The sequence below is a fragment of the Paraburkholderia sp. C35 genome, assembly GCF_003121405.1.
In the GTDB taxonomy this organism is placed as follows: domain Bacteria; phylum Pseudomonadota; class Gammaproteobacteria; order Burkholderiales; family Burkholderiaceae; genus Paraburkholderia.
Genome location: NZ_QBUY01000002.1, coordinates 19,101 through 38,617 on the forward strand (window position 1 = coordinate 19,101; position 19,517 = coordinate 38,617).

The following is a 19,517-nucleotide window of genomic DNA, read 5'->3' on the forward strand; positions in this document are numbered from 1 at the left end:
CATGCAAACTGCACGCATTGCGATTGTTGGTGCTGGGTTAAGCGGTCTGTATGCCGCTTATCTCCTGGAGCGTCGAGGCATCAGGGAGTACGTGCTGCTGGAAGCAAGGAACACACTCGGCGGCCGGATCGCGTCCGTCAGTGCGTCGGAGCAGGCTATGGCTGACTCCACCAGCACCAGCGACCGGTTCGACCTGGGGCCGGCCTGGTTTTGGCCCGATTACCAGCGCGAATTGGACCGCCTGGTCCATGACCTGGGACTGGAACGTTTCAAGCAATTCGAAACGGGCGATATGGTGGTGGAACGCTCACGCGACGAGCCGCCCGTGCGCGTTCGTGGTTACGTCAACTCGCCGGCCTCGGTCCGTCTGACGGGCGGCATGGGCGCACTGATCGACGCTTTGCGCAGCAGGCTCGATCCGGCACGGATCGTTACCGGCCAGGCAGTGCGCCGCCTGCGCAACATGGAAGCACATCTCGAGCTGGAGAGCGAAAACGGTGATGGCCACCTCACGGTCTGGCGCGCTGAGCATGTGTTGCTGGCGCTGCCTCCGCGCCTGGTCGAGAACACCATCGCGTTCGAGCCTGCGTTGCCGCAAGCACTGGCTCAGCAGTGGCGCGCAACAGCAACGTGGATGGCGTCCCACGCTAAATACGTTGCTATCTACGACAGCCCGTTCTGGCGCGAGCATGGACTGTCCGGCGAGGCCCGCAGTGCACATGGGCCGCTGAGCGAAATCCACGATGCCTCCATGCCCGGCGGCAGCGCGGCGCTGTTTGGGTTCTTCGGCGTGCCGCCGCACGTGCGCAAGAACGTCTCCGAAGACGTTTTGCGCACACAGTGCCGTGCGCAACTCGCGCGTCTGTTTGGGCCGCAAGCATCGACGCCTCGCGCCGAGGTCATCAAGGACTGGGCGCGAGAGCCCTATACAGCCACTGCCGCCGATCTGGACGCGACGGGACATCACGCTGAAGCACCTCCCAGCACAGCCGCGTCCGGCCCCTGGCGCGGACGTTTAACCGGCATCGCCAGCGAATGGTCATTGCATTTTCCGGGCTATGTAGCTGGTGCCATTGAGGCTGCACGGGTAGCAGTCCAGGCGTTGCCCTCGTTTTCGCTTATCCCGACGCCATTCCGTTAAGAGCAGTGGCTGCGGGTCAGTACTGGAAGACGAACCGCCGGATTTACGTCGTCGTCTGGTGGCACAGTACCCGGCGGTCAACCTAGAGCGCGGCTTAAATCTCCGTTTATTTGGCATTCAAGACACCGCGAGAGTGGCTTACCGTTAACAGACGGACGGATCAGGAGGAGTTCGACTCTCGAGACCCGTTTCGTGCGGCCGGATCGCCGGTCTCAACGTAGAAGGTTCGGGTCTACAACGCAAATCGTTGCTGCTTTTCATCGCGTTCCTATCTCGCGAGGAACAGGCACGCCAGTGGACTGTCAACGAAGATCCGGATCGATCAAGCCAAACCAGCCATCGCCCTTCACCCGATGAGCGGCGCATGGATGCTGACTACCCTCTATCAGAAGGAAGCCGTCATGGCATATCAAACGATCAACCCGACGACCAACGAACTGATCAAGACCTACCCCAATCTCACCGACGCCGACATCGAGGCAGCACTGGCGGCTGCTCACAAGCTCTATAAATCGAGTTGGGCGCAGGGCCCAATCCAATCTCGCTTGCAGGTCCTCGAACGCCTCGCCGATCTCATCGATGCCCGCGCCGAGGAACTCGCCAGGATTTGCGTCCAGGAAATGGGGAAGCTGATCTCCGACGCTCGCGACGAGGTGTGGATCATCGCCGAGATCGCCCGCTTCTATGCTCGCAAGGCCGAAGGCTTCCTGGCACCAGTCAAGATTGATTCCGCGCTTGGCGAAGCCTGGATTCAACATCATCCGCTTGGCGTCATGATGGTCGTCGAGCCGTGGAACTTTCCCTATTATCAATTGATGCGGGTGCTCGCGCCGAACTTCGCCGCCGGCAATCCCGTTATCTCCAAGCACGCGAGCATCGTCCCCCACTGCGCGACTATATTCGAAGAGCTGGTAAACAAAGCTGGCGCGCCAAAGGGCGCGTGGGCAAACCTGTTTATCACGTCGAGCCAGGTCGCCAACATCATCGCCGATGACCGGATCGTCGGTGCCGCCATGACCGGGTCCGAAGGCGCCGGCGCTGCCATCGCCACGCAAGCCGCCAAGCACCTGAAGAAATCGACTCTCGAGATGGGCGGCAATGACGTCTTCGTTGTCCTTGAGGACGCGGATATGGACAAGGCCATCGACGCCGGCGTATTTTCCCGCTTGCACATCTCTGGCCAGGAGTGCATTTGCGCGAAGCGCTTCGTGCTCCATGAAAAGATCGCCGATGAATTCCTCGAACGCTTCACCCATGCCATGGCGAAGGTAAAGATCGGCGATCCGATGGAAGAAGACACCAGGCTGGGACCGCTTTCCTCGGCAGAGGCCAGCGTGGGTCTTGCCAAACAGGTCCAACGCGCCGTGGACGCCGGCGCGACACTGCATCTTGGCGGCAAGCCGGTGGACCGTCCGGGTAACTTCTTCGAGCCTACAATCCTGACCAACGTGACACGCGACAACCCGGCCTATTTCGAAGAGTTCTTCGGCCCGGTTGCACAAATCTACGTCGTCAAGAACGACGATGAGGCTGTGGACCTCGCCAACGATTCTCGCTTCGGCCTCGCGGGTGTGGTGTTCTCCAGGGACATCCAACGTGCGAAAGCCTTGGCCTCGCGCATCGAGACAGGCGCCATCTGGATCAACACCTTCGCGTCGACAGCGCCTGAGCTTCCCTTTGGCGGTGTCAAGCGTTCGGGCTACGGCCGCGAGTTGTCAGAGCTCGGGATCAAGGAATTCGTCAACCAGAAGCTCGTCCTTGTCAGCAACGCCGCGTGATATCAAGCCGTCGAGGGCCGCGCCGGATGCAGCCCTTGACCAGGCACATCGAGAACGGATGCATAACGCTCAAACACCCACATTACACTTCGGCAACCGGAGTGCCGAAGTGTAGATATCCGCATATTACGATTTCAGATCGATCTTCACGCATTCAGAACTTGTGTCTAATACCAACAAGACCGATGAGCTGACGATCCGAAGTCGAGGCAGACGCAAACGCGAGTTGGGCAACCGCACTATGTCCCGTCGAATCGTGACCGCTCGCCTTTTGGAAGAAAGCGAGTGCATACAGGTCAGTGCGCTTCGACAGGAAGTAATTGGCACCCAGATCGACCTGGTTGTACTTTGCACCGCTTTGCCCGGCGAGGCTGGAACCCTGAGTGTAGGCATACGCTGCGGCCACTTGCAGTGTCGGTGTCAAGTAGTACTTTGCGCTCGTTTCATAAATGTTAAACACTGCAGAGCCTCGAGTCAGCGGCGCGGCTCCGCCCGCAATCGCAGTCGACCCAAGCTTGCCGTACACCGTGTTGCTATATGCGGCGGATATCGAGCCAGCACCGATCTTGTAACTCGCCCCCACTGCCGCAATCTGTTGGGTCGCCGCCGAAGCAAATCCGCTGATCACCGGACCCGACATATTTGAACCAGTGGCGCTGTCATTGGTACGGGTGCCAAAGACCGAGAAATTTGGATTTTTCGCGTACGTGAAGGCGGCACCGATCGTCACTGGGCCTGCGTTATAGCCCGTTCCGAGAGAGTAGATCTCATTTCGCGTAAAGTTTCCTGCGACACCACCGACGCTGTACTGGGCGCCAAAAGAGAAACCCGCGTATGACGGAGATCTGTATTTGACGGAGTTATTAAACCGATAAGTGCCGTCCAGATTGTCGAGGTCCGCGGGATGCGCACCAAATCCAGCGCCAGACGCCGCCCAGTCGCCACCTGCCGTCAGCGGCCCGACGTAGTCGTACTCGGTTGGATACTGTCGTCCTAGTGTTGCCGTGCCCCATGTGGGAGAAGTGAAGCCAACATAAACCTGGCGTCCAAAGAACGTCCCATTCTGGCCAAGCGAACCAGTCGATCCATTGAAGCCACTCTCAAGAACGAATATCGCGCTGAGATTGCCGCCAAGATCTTCTGAACCCCGGACACCCCAGCGGCTTCCCGATACATTGCCGCTTGTCAAAGCATACTGGCGATGGCCGCCTGCATTTGTGTTGACAAGAAGTCCTTCGTCAATAATCCCATATAGCGTTACGCTGCTCTGCGCGTAAGCGTTAAACGCGATCCCTGTCAGCGCAGAAAACGCGATTATCATTTTCTTCATCTGCATTCCTTGGAAATTTTCGCTAGTCGGTCTCAAGCTGCGGTGTGGCACCACAAGGCACTTGCATCAGGCAGCACCTGGAAGAATTCTTGGTGGCCAATTTGACTGGCTCTATGTACGAAAGGTAGGAAATGCGCAGTTCGCTTTCATATGGAACGATGCGTAGGCCCTTGAGGCATTTCCTTCGGTACAAGACGTGCTCGGCGTGCTTCCCTCAATGCTGGTTCTTTGCAACGATTGCGTTGCAAAATCTACCTCGTGATGGCCAACGTGTTTGGTCAAGGCCTCGACGTGCTGCTCGACGAGCATTGCTCTCGAATGCGGATATTTAAATCAAGTTTTGCTCGGCCCTGGAGGAAGACCGACGATTTAGGAATAGATAACGTTTGATCCAGACGTCTGTCTGTTCAAATCAAGCTTCCTCCCGATCTCGTGCCTCAGTTGCTTGATTGCCAGATTTGCTGCGGTAGCTCGCGGCAGAAGGCAAACGGATGGATGAGCAGTCGACGACTGCAGTGCCAATCCTTCTCTTGCAGCGAGGTAACTTAATGAATAAGGACGCCCTGATTCAGGCGGACCGCCAACATCTCATTCATCCTGTCATTGGATACCGGGCACATGAGACTCGTGGCGTGACGATTCTCGATTCCGGACAAGGAGTCTGGCTGACAGATGTAGACGGTCATCGTCTACTCGACGCGTTCGCGGGGTTATGGTGTGTCAACACGGGCTATGGTCAGCAGAGCATCGTTGAGGCTGCGGCCCGACAGATGACAAAGCTCCCGTATGCGACCGGATATTTCCACTTCGGATCGGAACCTGCGATTGAACTCGCAGACAGGTTGACTTCTCTCGCGCCGGACGCACTCACCCGCGTGTACTTTTCGCTCGGAGGGTCGGACGCGGTTGACTCAGCCGCAAGGTTCATCACGCACTACTACAACGCGCTCGGTAAGCCTCATAAAAAGCATTTTGTCGCCCTCGAGCGCGGCTATCACGGTTCGTCCTCCTTTGGCTCGGGATTGACTGCCCTGCCTGTTTTTCATCGCAACTTTGATCTTCCCCTGGCTACACAACACCATATCCCGTCGCCGTATCCGTATCGCAGCGCGACGCCCGACGACGCACAAGCCATTATCGAGGCCTCGGTCAGGGCACTGGAAGCGAAAGTCCATGAGCTCGGCGCGCACAATGTCGCTGCATTTTTTTGTGAACCCGTGCAGGGATCCGGTGGCGTGATCGTGCCGCCTCGCGGCTGGCTCAGGGCAATGCGCGACGCGTGTACGCGGCTCGACATTCTGTTCGTGGCAGACGAAGTCATTACGGGATTCGGCCGGACGGGACCACTGTTTGCCTGTCAGGCCGAAGACGTTCAACCCGATCTGATGACCGTCGCCAAAGGCCTCACGGCCGGCTACGCTCCAATGGGCGCGGTGCTGATGGCGGAGCACGTGTACCAGGCAATCGCGACAGGCGCAGCCCCAGACGTACCGATCGGCCATGGCCAGACTTATTCTGCACACCCGGTTAGCGCGGCCATTGGGCTTGAGGTGCTACGCCTGTATCACGAGGGTGGGCTGCTCGCCAATGGGCAAGCACGGGCATCACAGTTCGAGGCCGGGCTCGAGGCTCTTGTGGATCACCCACTTGTGGGTAACGCACGATATCGCGGATTGCTTGGCGCACTGGAACTCGTCAGTGACAAGTCGACACGAGCGCCGTTCGATGCATCCCTTAAGTTACCCGCACGCCTGTTCGAAGCGGCTTATCGCAACGGAATCATCTTCCGTGCGTTCGGCGATAACGTTCTCGGGTTCGCTCCTGCGCTGTGTCTGACCAGCGACGAGTGTGAAGAAATGTTCGCTCGCGTAAAGGCCACGCTTGATGACATGCTGGAATTCAAGGACGTTCGTTCGGCTTTGCGCGGCGGGGCACTCGTCTGAGATGACAGAATCTTGCAGGCATTGCCGGTTCATTGTTTTCGACGACGCAGACATCGACGCATCTGTTTCGGCGTTGATCGACGCAAGGTTCGGAAATGTCGGAGATAGATGCAGTTTCCCAGATCATATTTACGTGCAGTCAAATATCTACGATGAATTTTCCTTACGTCTTGTTGAGCGTGTAAGTACGCTTCGCGTAGGTCCCGCTACAGATCGACTCGCACACATTGGGCCGATGATTAATGCGGAAGCCGTCGCGAAGATCGCGCAGCACGTTGGCGATGCTATCGAGCGTGGCGCCAATTTGCTTACGGGAGGCAAACGCCTTGAAGCGCCAGGTTCGAACTTTTATGCTCCCACCGTACTTTCCGACGTTCAGCGGGACATGCGGCTCTTTCACGAGGCGACATCTGCGTTATTGATGCCGCTCATCCGCTTTGAAGATGAACAGGAGATAGTCGAACTCGCGAATTCCACATCCTAAGCGAAGGAAGCCAAATTCGAGTAGCCAACATACAGGAAAAAAACGACGCCAGGCAACACTTAAAGTCAACGTCCTAAATCTCCGCGTAAACGGCATTTGTGAGTTCGGGCTGCAAGCGTAGTTTATGTTCACTGGCTCAATGAAGAGTCAGTGGAGACGGAGAACCACGATGAGCAGTTCCTCCCCAAAAGGTGTCGCCGTGATCACAGGCGCATCCGCCGGAATTGGCGCGATTTACGCCGACCGGCTCGCCAAACGCGGTTATGACCTGTTCCTTGTCGCTCGCAATGAGCAGCGACTGAAAGCCTCTGCCGAGCACCTGCACGCTACAACGGGGGTTCAGGTGACACCGCTGGCGGCCGACCTGAATGACAAGGTTGGACTGGCCCGGATAGAAAAGATACTCCGCGAAGACTCGCGCATTACCATGCTGGTCAACAATGCAGGCATCGGCTCGGTCGCGTCGCTTCTGCAGGCCGATGTCGACAAGATGCAAGCGATGATCGAACTGAACATCACTGCGCTGACCCGCCTCACCTATGCTGTCGCCCCTGCTTTCGTGGCGCGCGGGAACGGCACTATCATCAATATCTCGTCGGTCGTGGGCATAGCTGTCGAGAACCTCAATGGCGTTTACAGCGCGTCGAAGTCCTATGTTTTGAGCTTTGGCCATTCGTTGCAGAAAGACCTGGCCAGCAAGGGCGTGCGCATCCAGACGGTGCTACCCGGCGCCACGGCCGCCGAGTTCTGGGACGTGGCAGGATACGCTCCCCAGAAGACTTCCGATATCACCATGCGGGCGGAGGATCTCGTCGACGCGGCGCTGAACGGTCTCGACGCAGGAGAGCTGGTGACTATTCCTGGTCTGCACGAAGCCGAGGCATGGACTCGCTGGGAGCAAGACCGTCGCGAGATGTCCGCAAAATTCCTGAACCCGAAACCCGCCCCGCGCTATCACATCGCGTGACGCGTTGCTTAAGGGCTGCGTGATCTGCAGCGACTTTCTCCCGAGTAATCCCATTTATTTTCAAGCGACCAACGATCCGTTGGCGTTCGCTCCATAAAAGGTGATCCTTATGTCCAAAGGTAAAGTTCTCGTGATCATGTCGAGCGCCAATACGCTCGATCTGAAGGATGGTAAAACCTATTCGACCGGGTACTATCTGAACGAGTTTGTTGTGCCGTACCGCAAGCTGCTCGAGGCCGGGTATGAGCCGGTGATTGCCAACCCGAAAGGCGACCGTCCGGTGATGGATGCCAACTCCAACAACGCCATGTTCTTCGGCGGTGACGACTCGGCTCGGGCAGATGCACTCAGGTTCGCGGAGGATCTGGCGCTACTCGATCGGCCGAAAACCTTGGCGGCGATGCTTGAAGAAGGTACTGACAGTTATGTTGGACTATTCATCCCGGGTGGCCACGCGCCGATGGCGGATCTGCTGAAGGACAAGAACCTCGGCAAGATATTGACCAGCTTCCACGATACAGCGCGTCCGACCGGTATTATCTGCCACGGCCCGATTGTGCTTCTTTCCGCCCTGCCGGATCCCGACGCGTTCATCGCCTCAATGATCGCGGGTGACGGCAAGGCCAGTTCTCTCAACGCGGGCTGGCCTTACGCGGGCTACCGCTTGACAGTCTTCGCGACAGGCGAGGAGCAGGCTCTCGAGGGCCCCAGCGGACTGGGCGGGAACGTTCAATACTACCCTGTCAACGCTTTGGCCGAAGCCGGAGCCCGTGTCGAGACCATCGCAAACTGGCACCCTAACGTGGTGGTTGATCGCGAACTGATTACTGGCCAACAGCCAATGTCTGCCGCGGCGTTTGGCGACGCTCTCGTAGCAAAACTCAGAGAGCAGGTCGGGCACTAAACCACGTCGATTCCTAACTGTGCAATTCCGTGATCTGTTCACTCAAGAACAAGCACGGTTGAAGGCTTAAGCAACAAAATCGACGACCCTGGAGAGTTTCCAGGGTCGTCGTTATGGGCTACAAAATCAGTGCGTGCGAGCGTTCAGCTTCGCGACCAGCACGTCGCCGAACTCCGGTGCCGACATAGGTTGCTGACCCGTAATCAGTTCACGGTCAACAACGACGTTGCTATGCCAATTCGCGACACTTTCGACGTGAGCACCCGCTTCTGCCAGCGCATTAACCGGGTAGAACTGCACATTGCCGCCCAAGCCATTCGGCCCTTCCAGTTGCTGCTCTTCGCCGGTCGAGAAGACTGTCAGGTGATAGCCGGCATAAGGCCAACCCTTCGAAAGCGAATTTGCCTTGCCGTCATTCGCGATGAGCGATGCAACGAACGCGTCCGGATCCTGAAGCGTGGACAACAGGACAATCGGACCATGGCAGATGATGCCCGTCGGACGTCCCGACTCATGGAAGCTCGTGAGAATCTTGCCAAGGTTCTTGTCTTTCTGCAGATCTACCATCGGAGCGTGACCACCAGGAATGAACAGGCCGACATAACCGTTCGTCCCTTCCGCTACGACGGAGGCGAGCGTCTTGGGATGCTTCAGTTGCTGGATGCCTTTCGAGTAAGTCAGTGCATCGGCGCGCGCCTTATCATCGCCACCGAAGAACAGCTTGTTATTCGAGTTTGCATCCATCACAGGCATATCGCCGTTCGGATTGGCAATGACGGGTTCATAGCCGGCTTCGACGAGCTTGCGATACGGTACGACGAACTCGTTCAGATAGTAGCCCGTTGCGTACTTCTTGCCATCGCGCAGATCGAGTTCGTGCGCGCTGGACATGACGACAAGTACTTTACCTTTCGATTGCGCGGATGCGCTGACTGGAAGAGCGAAGGTCGTGGCGAGTGCGAGGACGGCAGCGCCCAGTTTGAAGATGTTCACAGAAATACTCCAGGAATGACTTGTTGATGATTTATACGCCCGCCTTGGGCGAGGCATAACGGGGCGCCGGCTTGGCATTGGCGAATTGAGGAGTCATCGCTCTGCGATCGGCTTCCCAACGTTCCCAGACGGTTCCATCCTGAAGCGTCGGGATCGTGACCAGTTCACCCTGATCGAGACCGACCAGTGCGGAGTCGACGAGATCATCAGCCGTCATCGTCGTCGGTGCTTCCTTTTGCGGTGCATACCCGGCCACATCCCAGAACTCAGTGGCAGTCGCCGCCGGCAGCACGGTTTGAATCCGCACGCCCTTATCGGCCAGATCACGCTGGAGCGCATGGCCAAAACTGATGACATACGATTTCGATGCGCTGTAGACGCCGTTCAGCAGTTCAACCGCAATGCCGACCACCGAGCCGATATTGATGATGGTCCCAGCGCCCTTTTCAACGAATGACGGCGCTACTGCGTACGTCAAACGCGTGAGCGCGGTGATGTTCAGATTGATCATCGCTTCCATGTCAGCGACGTCGCCCTTGAGAACCGAAGCAACCGAACCGATCCCTGCGTTATTCACAAGCATCGTGATGCTCTTGTCCTGCTGGAGGATCGACTCGATTGATGCCAGAGCCGCCTTGTCGTTGAGGTCGGCTATCACCGCTTTCACCGAGCGGCCGGTCTCCGCTGTTAGACGTGTTGCCAGATCGTTCAGACGCGCCGCATTACGAGCAACCAGAATAAGGTCATAGCCTCGCTTTGCCAGACGGTCTGCATAGATGGCACCAATACCAGCCGATGCGCCGGTGATGACGGCAGTGCCCTTTGAAGGATTTGTCATTTCGCTCTCACTTTGAATGTTGATCCGACACACCGTCGGGTTCGGAAGCTATTGTCATTCGCTCGAGCGACATCCTCAATGTCGTATATCCAACCATTCCTGCCATTGATGTCCGGCGTTCCCGAGAGGAACTGATACGTGTCTTGAGAAGAAACACACAGTTAGCGAGAACTGCTGAGTGCCCTTTACCGGGAAACGGATCTTCGCCAAGTCATGGCTAACATTTCAGTCGATGCGAATATGTAGCGGTGATGTCGCTGTATTGACACTGTCGACTGCATCCTCGCCATGGAATGTTTAATTGAGGGCAACGGATGTATGTTCGGATCTCAAGTAGAAAGGGCATTGAGGAAATGCACCGCTTTCTGCAAAGCACGAGAGTAGTTCGCCTTCGACAACCGACATGGCACTACCACCTGTCTTCGCGAGTCCAAGCCCCTTTAGCAATGCATTCAGAAAGGTAGCTGGCGCGTTGCTCTGCAAAGCAGTCGCAAGAGAATTGCAGTGCGACAAGACTGGATTGTGCATACGCTGCAGCGAGCGAGATCGCTGGTTGCCAACAGAAGCTGACTAAGGCGTGCGGCGCACTGACAGTCTCAAGCTTGAGTTGAACTCTGAGCACGTGCGGCTCAGTCTATGACTACGGATGCCTCGGTAGAATCCGTCGCCTCAAGCCGAGCAGTACGCCGGAGTGTCTGCGGTGGCTGTCCAACGACTCTCAAGAACGCGCGTCGCATCTGGTCACGGTCGCTGAAACCAGTCTGGCGAGCGATCACTTCGATCGGTTGCCGGCTCTGCTCCATGAGATTGCGCGCCCCTTCTACCCGGAGTATTTCAATCGCCTTGGCCGGCGAATGTCCCGTCTCCGCCAGGAACGCGCGGCTGAACTGGCGAGAACTTAAATGCGCCGCCTCGGCGAGATCAGAGCCGGTAAGGGGCTTGTGCAGGTTGTCACGGGCATAGGTCAATGCCGCCTGGATTCGATCCGTTTTCGGCGCAAGCTCCAGCAGCGTGGAGATCTGCGACTGACTGCCCGTACGGCGATGATAGATGACAAGTTCACGCGCCACCGCCTTCGCGACGCCCGCGCCAAGATCATTCTCGATTATTGCCAGACTGAGATCGAGACCCGCAGCTCCGCCTGCTGCCGTCCAGATTGGACCGTCGTGGGTGAAGATGCAGTTCTGCGCGAGCTTGACCGCCGGGTACTGTGCCTGAAGACGGGGCGCGTGCATCCAGTGGGTGGTGGCATTACGTCCGTCCAGAAGCCCCGCTTCGGCCAGCACGAAAGCGCCGGTGGAAATCGCGACGATCCGGCGATGCAGTCTGGGCGCGTTCCTGATGTAGTCGATCAGCCCCGGCGATGATGTCGTTGGACTTGCCGCGCCACCGACGAAGAGTGTGTGAAAGGGTGTTTGTGCAAACGGCTTGCTCTCCACCAACATGCCAGAGGAAGTTCTGATCTTTCCGCCGGTCTCCGAAACGAAATGGAGTGCATAGGGCGGTGTTTCAGTCACAGAATTGGCGACTTCGAAAGCCATGACGACGGTCAGTGTCGTGGTCGAATAGTCCGGGTACATAACAAACGCGATGTCACGCATGGTTACGCTCCAATATCGGTCTACCGCGATACCAGGTTATGTCCGACGCTCGCTTCATTCGGAAAAGCGGCTGCCGGCTCGCGCCGCCGCCACCAAGCGACGATGTCTATCCAGCCGCATCCACGGCTGACCACGAGAGTCGGAGGCTCGACCAATCAATCCCTTGCGAACTCGATCACCACCCTTTGGAAGCTCGGGTTACAAGACGATCAAACATGCGATCGGACAAGTGCCGTCGCAGGAAAAGCAACGGGGCAGCCAGATGACCGCCGTTGTAGCGAGGCTTCGGATGCTTCGCCCTGAGTGCTTTCACGACGAGATCGCTAATCACTTTCGCATGGGGATATTTGAGTCGCCCCTGCATCTTGCGAAAGCTCCTCACGAGGCCCCCATAGGCACCTTCAGCGGAATAGCGCGTGGCCTCCTCAGTGGCGATCTCTGACCACTCGGATTCAACTCCCCCCGGTTCGATCACGACAACGTCAATGCCGAAAGGACGTACCTCGTTCCGCAATGAATCAGAGAGCCCCTCCAGTGCAAACTTCGAGGCGTGGTACCAGCCGCCGAGCGGCATCGCCAACTTCCCGCCGATTGACGAGATGTTGATGATCCGACCACTGCCCTGCGCCCGCATGTATGGCAGGCATAGCTGCGTGAGGCGCGCCACACCGATCAGGTTGGTCTCGATCTGTCGACGTCCTTCAACGATCGGCACATCTTCCAACGCGCCAAACTGCCCGTATCCTGCGTTGTTGATCAGCACGTCGATACGTCTCTGCTCGGCGATGATGCGGGCCACGGCGTCTACCATCGATTGATCGTCAGTGACGTCCAGCCGCAAGACCCGTCCTCCTGCTACCTCGATCTCCTTCATACGGTCTACCCGGCGGGCAGCACCATAAACCGTGTACCCTTCCTTGAGCAGGCGTAGCGCGAAATCCTTGCCCATTCCCGACGACGCTCCCGTGACAAGCGCGACCGGTCTTTCTCTCGTATTCATGCTGTGCCGCTCCAATGCTGTTGCTGTGATGTGTGCTTAAGCTTCTCTTACTGCTGCTTCCTCAAACTCGAAGAGGAAATGACGTCAGGTTGCTCTAATGATTTGCGCTCATTAATTTCTGTCTAGTCAGTCATTTATTAGCAAAAATTATGTCACCGCGCGCCACACTGCCTCAAAAGCCGCTAGCGAGCGGCTCTCAGCGTTGGCTGGATCCGTCATGATGTATTCAATAGCCGCCTCCGCCATCGAATTGATGAGGGCACCAACGAACATCAGCGGCTCATTGCGCATAGGACCATTCATCCGACATCGTTCGATGTATGCGGCCATGCCGGCCGTCAGCTGAAGCCCAGTTTCGCGGGTCTGACTTGTGAGATCCTTCGAGACGCTTAGAAGCTGTAGCGCTTTGCGCTTCTCCGGTGACGACATTGCCCAATGAAGCCAGTTTCGCCACAGTTGGAGCATTTGAGTGCGGATGTCAGAATCGACGGGCACGCCTGCTAGCGCGACAGAACCCAGCTCGCCCTTGAGCTCGAGGTAAAGCGCATTCAGTAGATCCGCCTTGGTCGCAAAATAGGTGAAAAGCGAGCCATTCGAGGTGCCCGCCTCTTTCGCAATCGCTGCAGTCGGCGCACCAAGTCCTTGAGATGCAATAACACGGGTCGCAGCAGCTAAAATTGCGTCTCGTCGCTCTTCACTTCGGGGTCTAGCCACACTATTTCTCCTTGCAGCAAAGATTAATAGAGAGTGGCTAGTCAGTCAAGTAGTCGTTATATCGCTATCATGCTGTTGACGCTCTCATTACGGCCGCCGACGTTCGAGCAAGACACCATGAATCTGTGAGACCACTGCCACACCCTCTCCCACACCCGTCGCGACTCGCTTTGCCGAGACGGATCGCACGTCACCTATTGTAAAAACGCCGGGGACGCTCCACCGCTCCTGTCGATTCTCAACAGACTGGCTGCCTCGCTCTGCCGTCAAAGGGCGACGCGATCCTCCGCGGCGCCAATGACTGCTCGTGAGCAATCAGCGGGAGCGAACGATCATTTGAATCGCTCATGGCGGCTCATCAGAAGCCTAACCGGCTATGCCTCGGACTCGACCGAGTATCGATCGTGACAAACGCTGCGCCTCCATCGGTTGCTTTCTCAGATAGAGCCAAATCTGCCACGCGGCCTGCTCGATACCTCACCAATGCATCCGAAAAGGCTCAATCCGGATTGCCCTGGTGCTCAAATCAACTTTAATCCAGCAAAGTATTCACGGAGTTCACTGCGACCGCCGATTGTGGCGCTGTATCCCGGGCATCCGTCAGCCACCATGTCAAGGCGGCGGCTACGATAGCCAATGCAGCGGCAACAATCATGAGCGTCTGATAGCCTCGAGCGAGACTTCCAATCAGCACCGCGATAACGACTTTCTGACCGACCAGCACTTGCGCCGCGGCGTCGAAATTTCCGTTCGCGGTCAGTCGCGTCATCTGCGCCTGGTCTTGCAAACTGGCCAGCGGAAAATGCATCGCTATACTGCCGTCAACGCTGGTGAACAAGACCGCGCCCAACGCCGCAAACCCAAGCACCAGACCACTGAAACGCACGGTTCCTGCGATCCCCGATGCCATTCCTGCCCGGTCAACCGGGATCACGGTCATGCTGACCTTTGGCACCTGGCCATTCAAGATCCCCGCACCCAATGACGCGACGAACATTGGTGCCAGCACCTCAAGATAACTCAATCGATCGATCACAAGCGACGTCATCATCAGACCTGCCGAAACGAGACACAAGCCAATTGATAACAATGCACGTCCCGACAAGCGATGATCCAGATGCGCCGACACGATGCGTGGCATGACAAAAAGCGGCGCCGCGAGCGGCAGCATCATCAGGCCGGCGACGAGTGGCGTTCGATGAAGTGCGCTCTGAAAGAAAAACGGAAGATATGTGAGCATCGTCAGAAACGTTACCGGATAGGCGACTCCTGCGATATTCGCACCAAGGAAGGTGCGCACCTTGAAGTAAGACAGATCGACCATTGGTCGTGATTCACGTCGCTCGACAAACACAAATCCAACCAATAGTGACATGGCTGCGCCCATACGCCACAAGATCCAGTGATTGGTCCACCCTTCTCGATTTCCCGAGATCAGAGCCCAAGTCAGAAATCCGAGGAATCCGCTAAACAGCACCACGCCCATCAGATCGATGTGACTGGCGGCGGGGTCTCTCGATTCTTCTACGACGAATAACGTGAGCCCGATCATCACGACGCCGATTGGCAAGTTCACGTAGAACGCCCATTGCCAGCCCAATGATTGCGTGATGACGCCACCTGCGACAGGTCCAAGCATCACCGCGATACCAATCACGGAACCCCAGAACGCGAATGCTTTGGCGCGCTCTTTGCCGTGGAATGAATGCGAGAGTACGGCCAACGCACCGCTCAACAGTAGCGCGGCCCCGATGCCTTGGACAGCGCGCGCGACGTTCAACAACGCGACCGATCTGGCAGCGCCACAAAAGAACGACGCAACGGTAAAGATCGCGAGTCCGAGTACGAGAATACGTTTTCGCCCGAAACGATCCGCCAATGCGCCCGCGGGCATCAGGAGGCTCGCAAACGCGAGTACATAGGCCGAAATAACCCATTCAATCGACGCAAAATCGGCATGCAGTGATCCCGCAATCGAACTAAGCGACACCGCGACGATGTTCGCGTCAAGGTTGATCATGAACGACGGGACTGAAACGCATAGCAGGAGCAGCAACTTTCTGTTCATAAGATTCACTTTGTTCCGTCGTCAACGTAGCGGTATGCCTGGGGCAACAGTGGCATATACCACTTTATGATTTATGCACGCACTCGCAAGCGAGATTCTTCATGGTATCAGTTAACTGGCATATGCCATAATATAGAAAATTCAGTGAGGTATGCCGATGCATCGACACGTCGAAAGTGCGCTGACGTCCAGCGCGTGTAGCTATGGCGCGCTTCGTCGCGCCATGCGAAGCATGGGACAGATTTACGATCAGGCGCTCGCACCAACGGGAATTAATGCAGCGCAGTTCAACCTTCTGCGCACGGTTGAAAGGCTCGGAAAGCCGACCCAGAGCGAACTGGCAGGCGATATGGTGATGGATCTCTCTGCGTTGGGGCATACGCTCAAACCGCTGATTCGCGAAGGCTTCCTGAGCCTGGAGAAAGACGCCAATGATGCTCGACGTCGAATCGTCACACTGACCAACGATGGTCGGAATAAACTGAAAGAAGCAGCGTCGCACTGGAAGCCGATTCAACGCCGCTTCGAATCGACGGTAGGTGCAGCGGCAAGCAGCCAGTTGCTTGCACTGTTAGACCACCTCGCTTCGCCCGTCTTTCGCGAAACATTTCCAGAATAAAGGCAGCAACGCTTTCCGCGTCTAAACCTCGTGATAAGCAACGGCCAATGTTAGTGGACATTGGAGATGCTGCTTCACCACAGATCCACGTCGATAGGCGGTGCGCGATAGTGGTCGTGCAGGTTGGCCCTCTGATGTCATACGCACAGGATTGGCCGCATCGTAAAGCCCTTGCCGATCGTGTGGATCCGACCCGCCCGCAGGGGCTTCACGGCGTCTTATGATCGCATGAAGCCCCTAACATCGCGCAGTACAATGCGACGCTGGTTGAGTCAGCTAGCGGTCCGTCAGTGCCTGAGTATCAGATACGCAAAGCCCATCCGGCCGCCCATTCAAGAGGTCTTTCACGCTTCGATGTTTCGATTCTTCGTTTCCGGCAGAAATACAAGGCCTACGACGAATGAAACTGCAGCAATCACCACTGGATACCAGACGCCCGCGTATATATTCCCGGTCGCAGCAACAAGGGCGAATGCTGTCGTTGGCAAGAATCCGCCGAACCACCCGTTTCCAATATGGTAAGGAAGCGACATCGCCGTGTATCGGATTCGCGTCGGAAACAGTTCCACCAACGAAGCAGCGATAGGTCCGTACACCATCGCCACAAGGAACACGAGGCAGACGAGCATCAGCATTACCATCGGGTAATTCAACCGTTTCAGGTCGGCTGTCTTGGGGTACCCAACGGCATCGATTTGCCTGCCCAGTTCGGTGTTGAATTCCTTGAGTTTGGCAGCGCGCTGAGCTGCGCTCAAGCCCGCGCCCTCAAAACTGGGAATCTCGCGCTCACCTACACGAACGGTCGCGACAGTACCTGCGGGCGCCTCGACATTCGTATAGTTCACGGAAGCTTTCGCAAGGAACGACTTCGCGATATCGCAAGATCTGACGAACTGAGAAGTACCCACGGGATTGAACTGGAAGGAGCATGCCTTCGGATCGGCGACGACCGTCACGGGTGCCCGCTCCTGCGCTTCCACCAGAACCGGATTGGCGTACCGTGCAAGCCCATGGAAGATCGGGAAGTAGAAAACAACGGCCAGAAAGAATCCAGCAAGCATGATTGGCTTTCGTCCAATCCGGTCAGATAGCGCTCCAAAAAAGACGATCATCGGGGTACCGATCAACAGTGCGACTGCGATCAGGAGGTTGGCCGTCACAGCCTCTACTTTCAATGTCTGAGTGAGAAAGAACAGGGCATAGAACTGTCCTGCATACCAGATGACCGATTGACCGGCGACAAGACCAAACAAAGCTACGAGCACTAATCTCACGTTTTTCCATTCACCGAATGCTTCCTTGATAGGTGCTTTCGACGTCGCGTTTTCGGCCTTCATCTTGAGGAAAACCGGAGACTCATGCAGGCTCAGCCGTATCCATACCGACAGGGAGACCAGCACGATGGAAAACACGAATGGAATTCGCCACCCCCAATCAGCGAACTTTTCTTCGCCTACTGTTAAACGAGAACCCAAAACGATAAGAAGTGACAAGAAGAAACCCAGCGTCGCCGTGGTTTGGATCCAGGCGGTGAATGCCCCACGCTTTCCCGCTGGCGAATGTTCCGCCACATAGGTCGCCGCACCGCCATACTCGCCACCGAGTGCCAGGCCTTGAATCAATCGAAGCAAGATTAGAAGTACTGGCGCAGCAATACCGATTGACGCGTACGATGGTAGAACGCCGACGACGAAAGTCGATGCGCCCATCAACAATATGGTGATCAGAAAGGTGTATTTGCGGCCTACCAGATCGCCGAGGCGACCGAACACTAGCGCTCCGAAAGGCCGCACAGCGAAACCCGCAGCAAACGCAAGCAGAGCGAAGATGAAGCCCGCTGTCTCATTGACGCCGGAAAAAAACTGCTTGCCCACTATCGCGGCGAGCGATCCGTAAAGATAGAAGTCGTACCATTCGAAAACGGCGCCCAGAGAAGACGCAAAGACGATTTTCCGCTCGTCGCGCGTCATTCCTCTCTGTTTTTGGACAGCGTAAGTAGATGTATTCATGGGTTCTCTATCACTCCGTGGTCAGCCCGAGTCTCAACCAATGCTCAACAGGTAGTCGCGATCTTCGGATGCCATGGATTGCAGCCATTGCGACTCGGTACCCGGCTCGGGAAGTACTTGGCCGAATTCGACCATTTGGGAGTGCGCGATGTCGGAAAGGTACACCCAGATATAGCGCTTCTTTGTTTCGGCAACCTCCTCGACAACCTTAACGATGGCACTCAGGAGCTGCTTTTTTTGTTCTACGGTGCGCCCGGCTCGAATGTGTCCAGACACAAATATCTGGTCCGACTGTAGCGGTGCCCCACCAAGGAAATGATCTCCTTCAGGAATCTCCCGGAAAATCACCTGCGCAAAAAATCCTTGTGCTCCCGTTGCTTCGCTGTGAGCGCGGGTTATGCCGGCTGCAATCCGCTGTTTCATATCCTTGCTCAGGCGGCCAGCAGCCGCTTCCACGGTGTAGGTAGGCATTTCAGTCTCCTTGAATTAAAGATGCATGTACATCTATATGAGTGAAACTTCAGCCGCAAAAGGCCGTTGCTCGTGGCTGTTCACCACTGACGCCAAGCGGATATTAGATGTACCTGCATCTTATTTGATCCCGTGCCCCACTCATAGGGCACGTAAACCCGCAACGAAAGCCGTCTTTGCTAATCCGGCAGACGTTATTTCCGTGTCGTCGCCGTATCCGGTGCGGAAGAACCAACAGTCTGTAAGCTTTCAAGCGCCCCGAGTAGCTTCTGATTTGCCGGCCCTTTCATGAAGCGCTGGACCTCCCGCTCGACTCTTGCCTGCGCCAATTGCCAGTACGGCTCTGCGCTACGCAGTTTCTGGACGCCCTCCTTGCTGAGACTGGCAACCTTGAATCGAGCGTCAGATGTTGCTTCGGTCACTACCCACCCTGCGTTGATCAAGATGTTCACGTTCCGAGAGATCGTCGTCTTATCCAATGCCGCCTCGGCAGCGATCTCATTGAACGTCGCCTTGCCCAAGCGTTCAAGCGCCCGCAACAGCGAAAACTGCGTAATCTTCAGACCAACGGGACGCAAGGCGTCATCGTAAATGCCGGTGAGCGCATTCGCAGATCGTCGAAACTGGGTGCAATAGCAGTCTGTAAACATTGGTCGC

17 protein-coding genes are annotated in these 19,517 nt (G+C 56.5%); 6 read left to right on the forward strand and 11 right to left on the reverse strand.

What is annotated here, in order from left to right; translation table 11 throughout:
• Position 1: 1 nt before the first annotated feature.
• Both DK391_RS01305 and DK391_RS01310 read left to right on the forward strand, forming a co-directional pair.
• The gene (locus tag DK391_RS01305) at positions 2-1,141 is read left to right on the forward strand and encodes an FAD-dependent oxidoreductase (RefSeq protein WP_204117266.1); all 1,140 of its coding nucleotides are present in this window, start codon (positions 2-4) and stop codon (positions 1,139-1,141) included.
• Positions 1,142-1,509: 368 nt separating this feature from the next.
• On the forward strand, positions 1,510-2,919 hold the full coding sequence (locus tag DK391_RS01310) for an NAD-dependent succinate-semialdehyde dehydrogenase (protein WP_239482662.1): 1,410 nt from the start codon (positions 1,510-1,512) through the stop codon (positions 2,917-2,919).
• Positions 2,920-3,073: 154 nt separating this feature from the next.
• On the opposite strand, the gene DK391_RS01315 is transcribed toward DK391_RS01310, so the two are convergent.
• Positions 3,074-4,249, reverse strand: coding sequence for a porin (locus DK391_RS01315; RefSeq protein ID WP_109476179.1), 1,176 nt, complete (start codon positions 4,247-4,249; stop codon positions 3,074-3,076).
• Between the two features lie 548 nt (positions 4,250-4,797).
• On the opposite strand from DK391_RS01315, the gene DK391_RS01320 reads away from it, so the two are divergent.
• On the forward strand, positions 4,798-6,192 hold the full coding sequence (locus DK391_RS01320; RefSeq protein WP_109476371.1) for an aspartate aminotransferase family protein: 1,395 nt from the start codon (positions 4,798-4,800) through the stop codon (positions 6,190-6,192).
• 163 nt (positions 6,193-6,355) lie between these two features.
• Here the strand turns inward: DK391_RS01320 and DK391_RS45175 are convergent, their stop codons facing one another.
• Positions 6,356-6,592, reverse strand: coding sequence for a hypothetical protein (locus tag DK391_RS45175; RefSeq protein WP_239482663.1), 237 nt, complete (start codon positions 6,590-6,592; stop codon positions 6,356-6,358).
• Positions 6,593-6,845: 253 nt separating this feature from the next.
• Between DK391_RS45175 and DK391_RS01330 the strand changes: the two genes are divergently transcribed.
• A complete protein-coding gene (locus tag DK391_RS01330) occupies positions 6,846-7,643 on the forward strand; it encodes an SDR family oxidoreductase (RefSeq protein WP_109476181.1) in 798 nt (265 codons plus the stop codon).
• A gap of 109 nt (positions 7,644-7,752) precedes the next feature.
• Positions 7,753-8,547: a type 1 glutamine amidotransferase domain-containing protein gene (locus tag DK391_RS01335; RefSeq protein ID WP_109476182.1), complete on the forward strand. Its 795-nt coding sequence runs from the start codon at positions 7,753-7,755 to the stop codon at positions 8,545-8,547.
• 126 nt (positions 8,548-8,673) lie between these two features.
• Here the strand turns inward: DK391_RS01335 and DK391_RS01340 are convergent, their stop codons facing one another.
• From DK391_RS01340 to DK391_RS01370, 6 genes are all read right to left on the reverse strand, one after another.
• Positions 8,674-9,540: a type 1 glutamine amidotransferase domain-containing protein gene (locus DK391_RS01340; RefSeq protein WP_109476183.1), complete on the reverse strand. Its 867-nt coding sequence runs from the start codon at positions 9,538-9,540 to the stop codon at positions 8,674-8,676.
• A gap of 31 nt (positions 9,541-9,571) precedes the next feature.
• On the reverse strand, positions 9,572-10,378 hold the full coding sequence (locus DK391_RS01345) for an SDR family oxidoreductase (RefSeq protein WP_109476184.1): 807 nt from the start codon (positions 10,376-10,378) through the stop codon (positions 9,572-9,574).
• A 629-nt stretch (positions 10,379-11,007) separates the two neighbouring features.
• Positions 11,008-11,979: a GlxA family transcriptional regulator gene (locus DK391_RS01350; protein WP_109476185.1), complete on the reverse strand. Its 972-nt coding sequence runs from the start codon at positions 11,977-11,979 to the stop codon at positions 11,008-11,010.
• A gap of 175 nt (positions 11,980-12,154) precedes the next feature.
• Entirely contained in the window at positions 12,155-12,979 is an 825-nt protein-coding gene (locus DK391_RS01355) for an oxidoreductase (protein WP_109476186.1), read from the reverse strand.
• Positions 12,980-13,126: 147 nt separating this feature from the next.
• Entirely contained in the window at positions 13,127-13,693 is a 567-nt protein-coding gene (locus tag DK391_RS01360) for a TetR/AcrR family transcriptional regulator (protein ID WP_109476187.1), read from the reverse strand.
• Between the two features lie 532 nt (positions 13,694-14,225).
• Complete coding sequence (locus DK391_RS01370; protein ID WP_109476189.1) at positions 14,226-15,761, reverse strand: MFS transporter; 1,536 nt, start codon at positions 15,759-15,761, stop codon at positions 14,226-14,228.
• 232 nt (positions 15,762-15,993) lie between these two features.
• Between DK391_RS01370 and DK391_RS01375 the strand changes: the two genes are divergently transcribed.
• Positions 15,994-16,380, forward strand: coding sequence for a MarR family winged helix-turn-helix transcriptional regulator (locus DK391_RS01375; protein WP_239482665.1), 387 nt, complete (start codon positions 15,994-15,996; stop codon positions 16,378-16,380).
• 344 nt (positions 16,381-16,724) lie between these two features.
• Here DK391_RS01375 and DK391_RS01380 read toward each other — a convergent pair whose 3' ends face one another.
• The 3 genes from DK391_RS01380 to DK391_RS01390 all read right to left on the reverse strand — a co-directional run bounded on the left by DK391_RS01380 (position 16,725) and on the right by DK391_RS01390 (position 19,510).
• Positions 16,725-18,389 (reverse strand): MFS transporter, encoded by a 1,665-nt coding sequence (locus DK391_RS01380; RefSeq protein WP_109476190.1) that lies wholly within the window; start codon positions 18,387-18,389, stop codon positions 16,725-16,727.
• A gap of 33 nt (positions 18,390-18,422) precedes the next feature.
• Positions 18,423-18,860, reverse strand: coding sequence for a tautomerase family protein (locus DK391_RS01385; RefSeq protein ID WP_109476191.1), 438 nt, complete (start codon positions 18,858-18,860; stop codon positions 18,423-18,425).
• 194 nt (positions 18,861-19,054) lie between these two features.
• A complete protein-coding gene (locus tag DK391_RS01390; protein WP_109476192.1) occupies positions 19,055-19,510 on the reverse strand; it encodes a MarR family winged helix-turn-helix transcriptional regulator in 456 nt (151 codons plus the stop codon).
• Positions 19,511-19,517 lie beyond the last annotated feature (7 nt).

Bases quoted from the DNA above. Each gene is read 5' to 3' on its own strand.
- DK391_RS01305 (WP_204117266.1), top strand. From the start codon at position 2: ATGCAAACTGCACGCATTGCGATTGTTGGTGCTGGGTTAAGCGGTCTG.
- DK391_RS01310 (WP_239482662.1), top strand. From the start codon at position 1,510: ATGCTGACTACCCTCTATCAGAAGGAAGCCGTCATGGCATATCAAACG.
- DK391_RS01315 (WP_109476179.1), bottom strand. From the start codon at position 4,249: ATGAAGAAAATGATAATCGCGTTTTCTGCGCTGACAGGGATCGCGTTT.
- DK391_RS01320 (WP_109476371.1), top strand. From the start codon at position 4,798: ATGAATAAGGACGCCCTGATTCAGGCGGACCGCCAACATCTCATTCAT.
- DK391_RS01330 (WP_109476181.1), top strand. From the start codon at position 6,846: ATGAGCAGTTCCTCCCCAAAAGGTGTCGCCGTGATCACAGGCGCATCC.
- DK391_RS01335 (WP_109476182.1), top strand. From the start codon at position 7,753: ATGTCCAAAGGTAAAGTTCTCGTGATCATGTCGAGCGCCAATACGCTC.
- DK391_RS01345 (WP_109476184.1), bottom strand. From the start codon at position 10,378: ATGACAAATCCTTCAAAGGGCACTGCCGTCATCACCGGCGCATCGGCT.
- DK391_RS01350 (WP_109476185.1), bottom strand. From the start codon at position 11,979: ATGCGTGACATCGCGTTTGTTATGTACCCGGACTATTCGACCACGACA.
- DK391_RS01355 (WP_109476186.1), bottom strand. From the start codon at position 12,979: ATGAATACGAGAGAAAGACCGGTCGCGCTTGTCACGGGAGCGTCGTCG.
- DK391_RS01370 (WP_109476189.1), bottom strand. From the start codon at position 15,761: ATGAACAGAAAGTTGCTGCTCCTGCTATGCGTTTCAGTCCCGTCGTTC.
- DK391_RS01375 (WP_239482665.1), top strand. From the start codon at position 15,994: ATGGGACAGATTTACGATCAGGCGCTCGCACCAACGGGAATTAATGCA.
- DK391_RS01380 (WP_109476190.1), bottom strand. From the start codon at position 18,389: ATGAATACATCTACTTACGCTGTCCAAAAACAGAGAGGAATGACGCGC.
- DK391_RS01385 (WP_109476191.1), bottom strand. From the start codon at position 18,860: ATGCCTACCTACACCGTGGAAGCGGCTGCTGGCCGCCTGAGCAAGGAT.
- DK391_RS01390 (WP_109476192.1), bottom strand. From the start codon at position 19,510: ATGTTTACAGACTGCTATTGCACCCAGTTTCGACGATCTGCGAATGCG.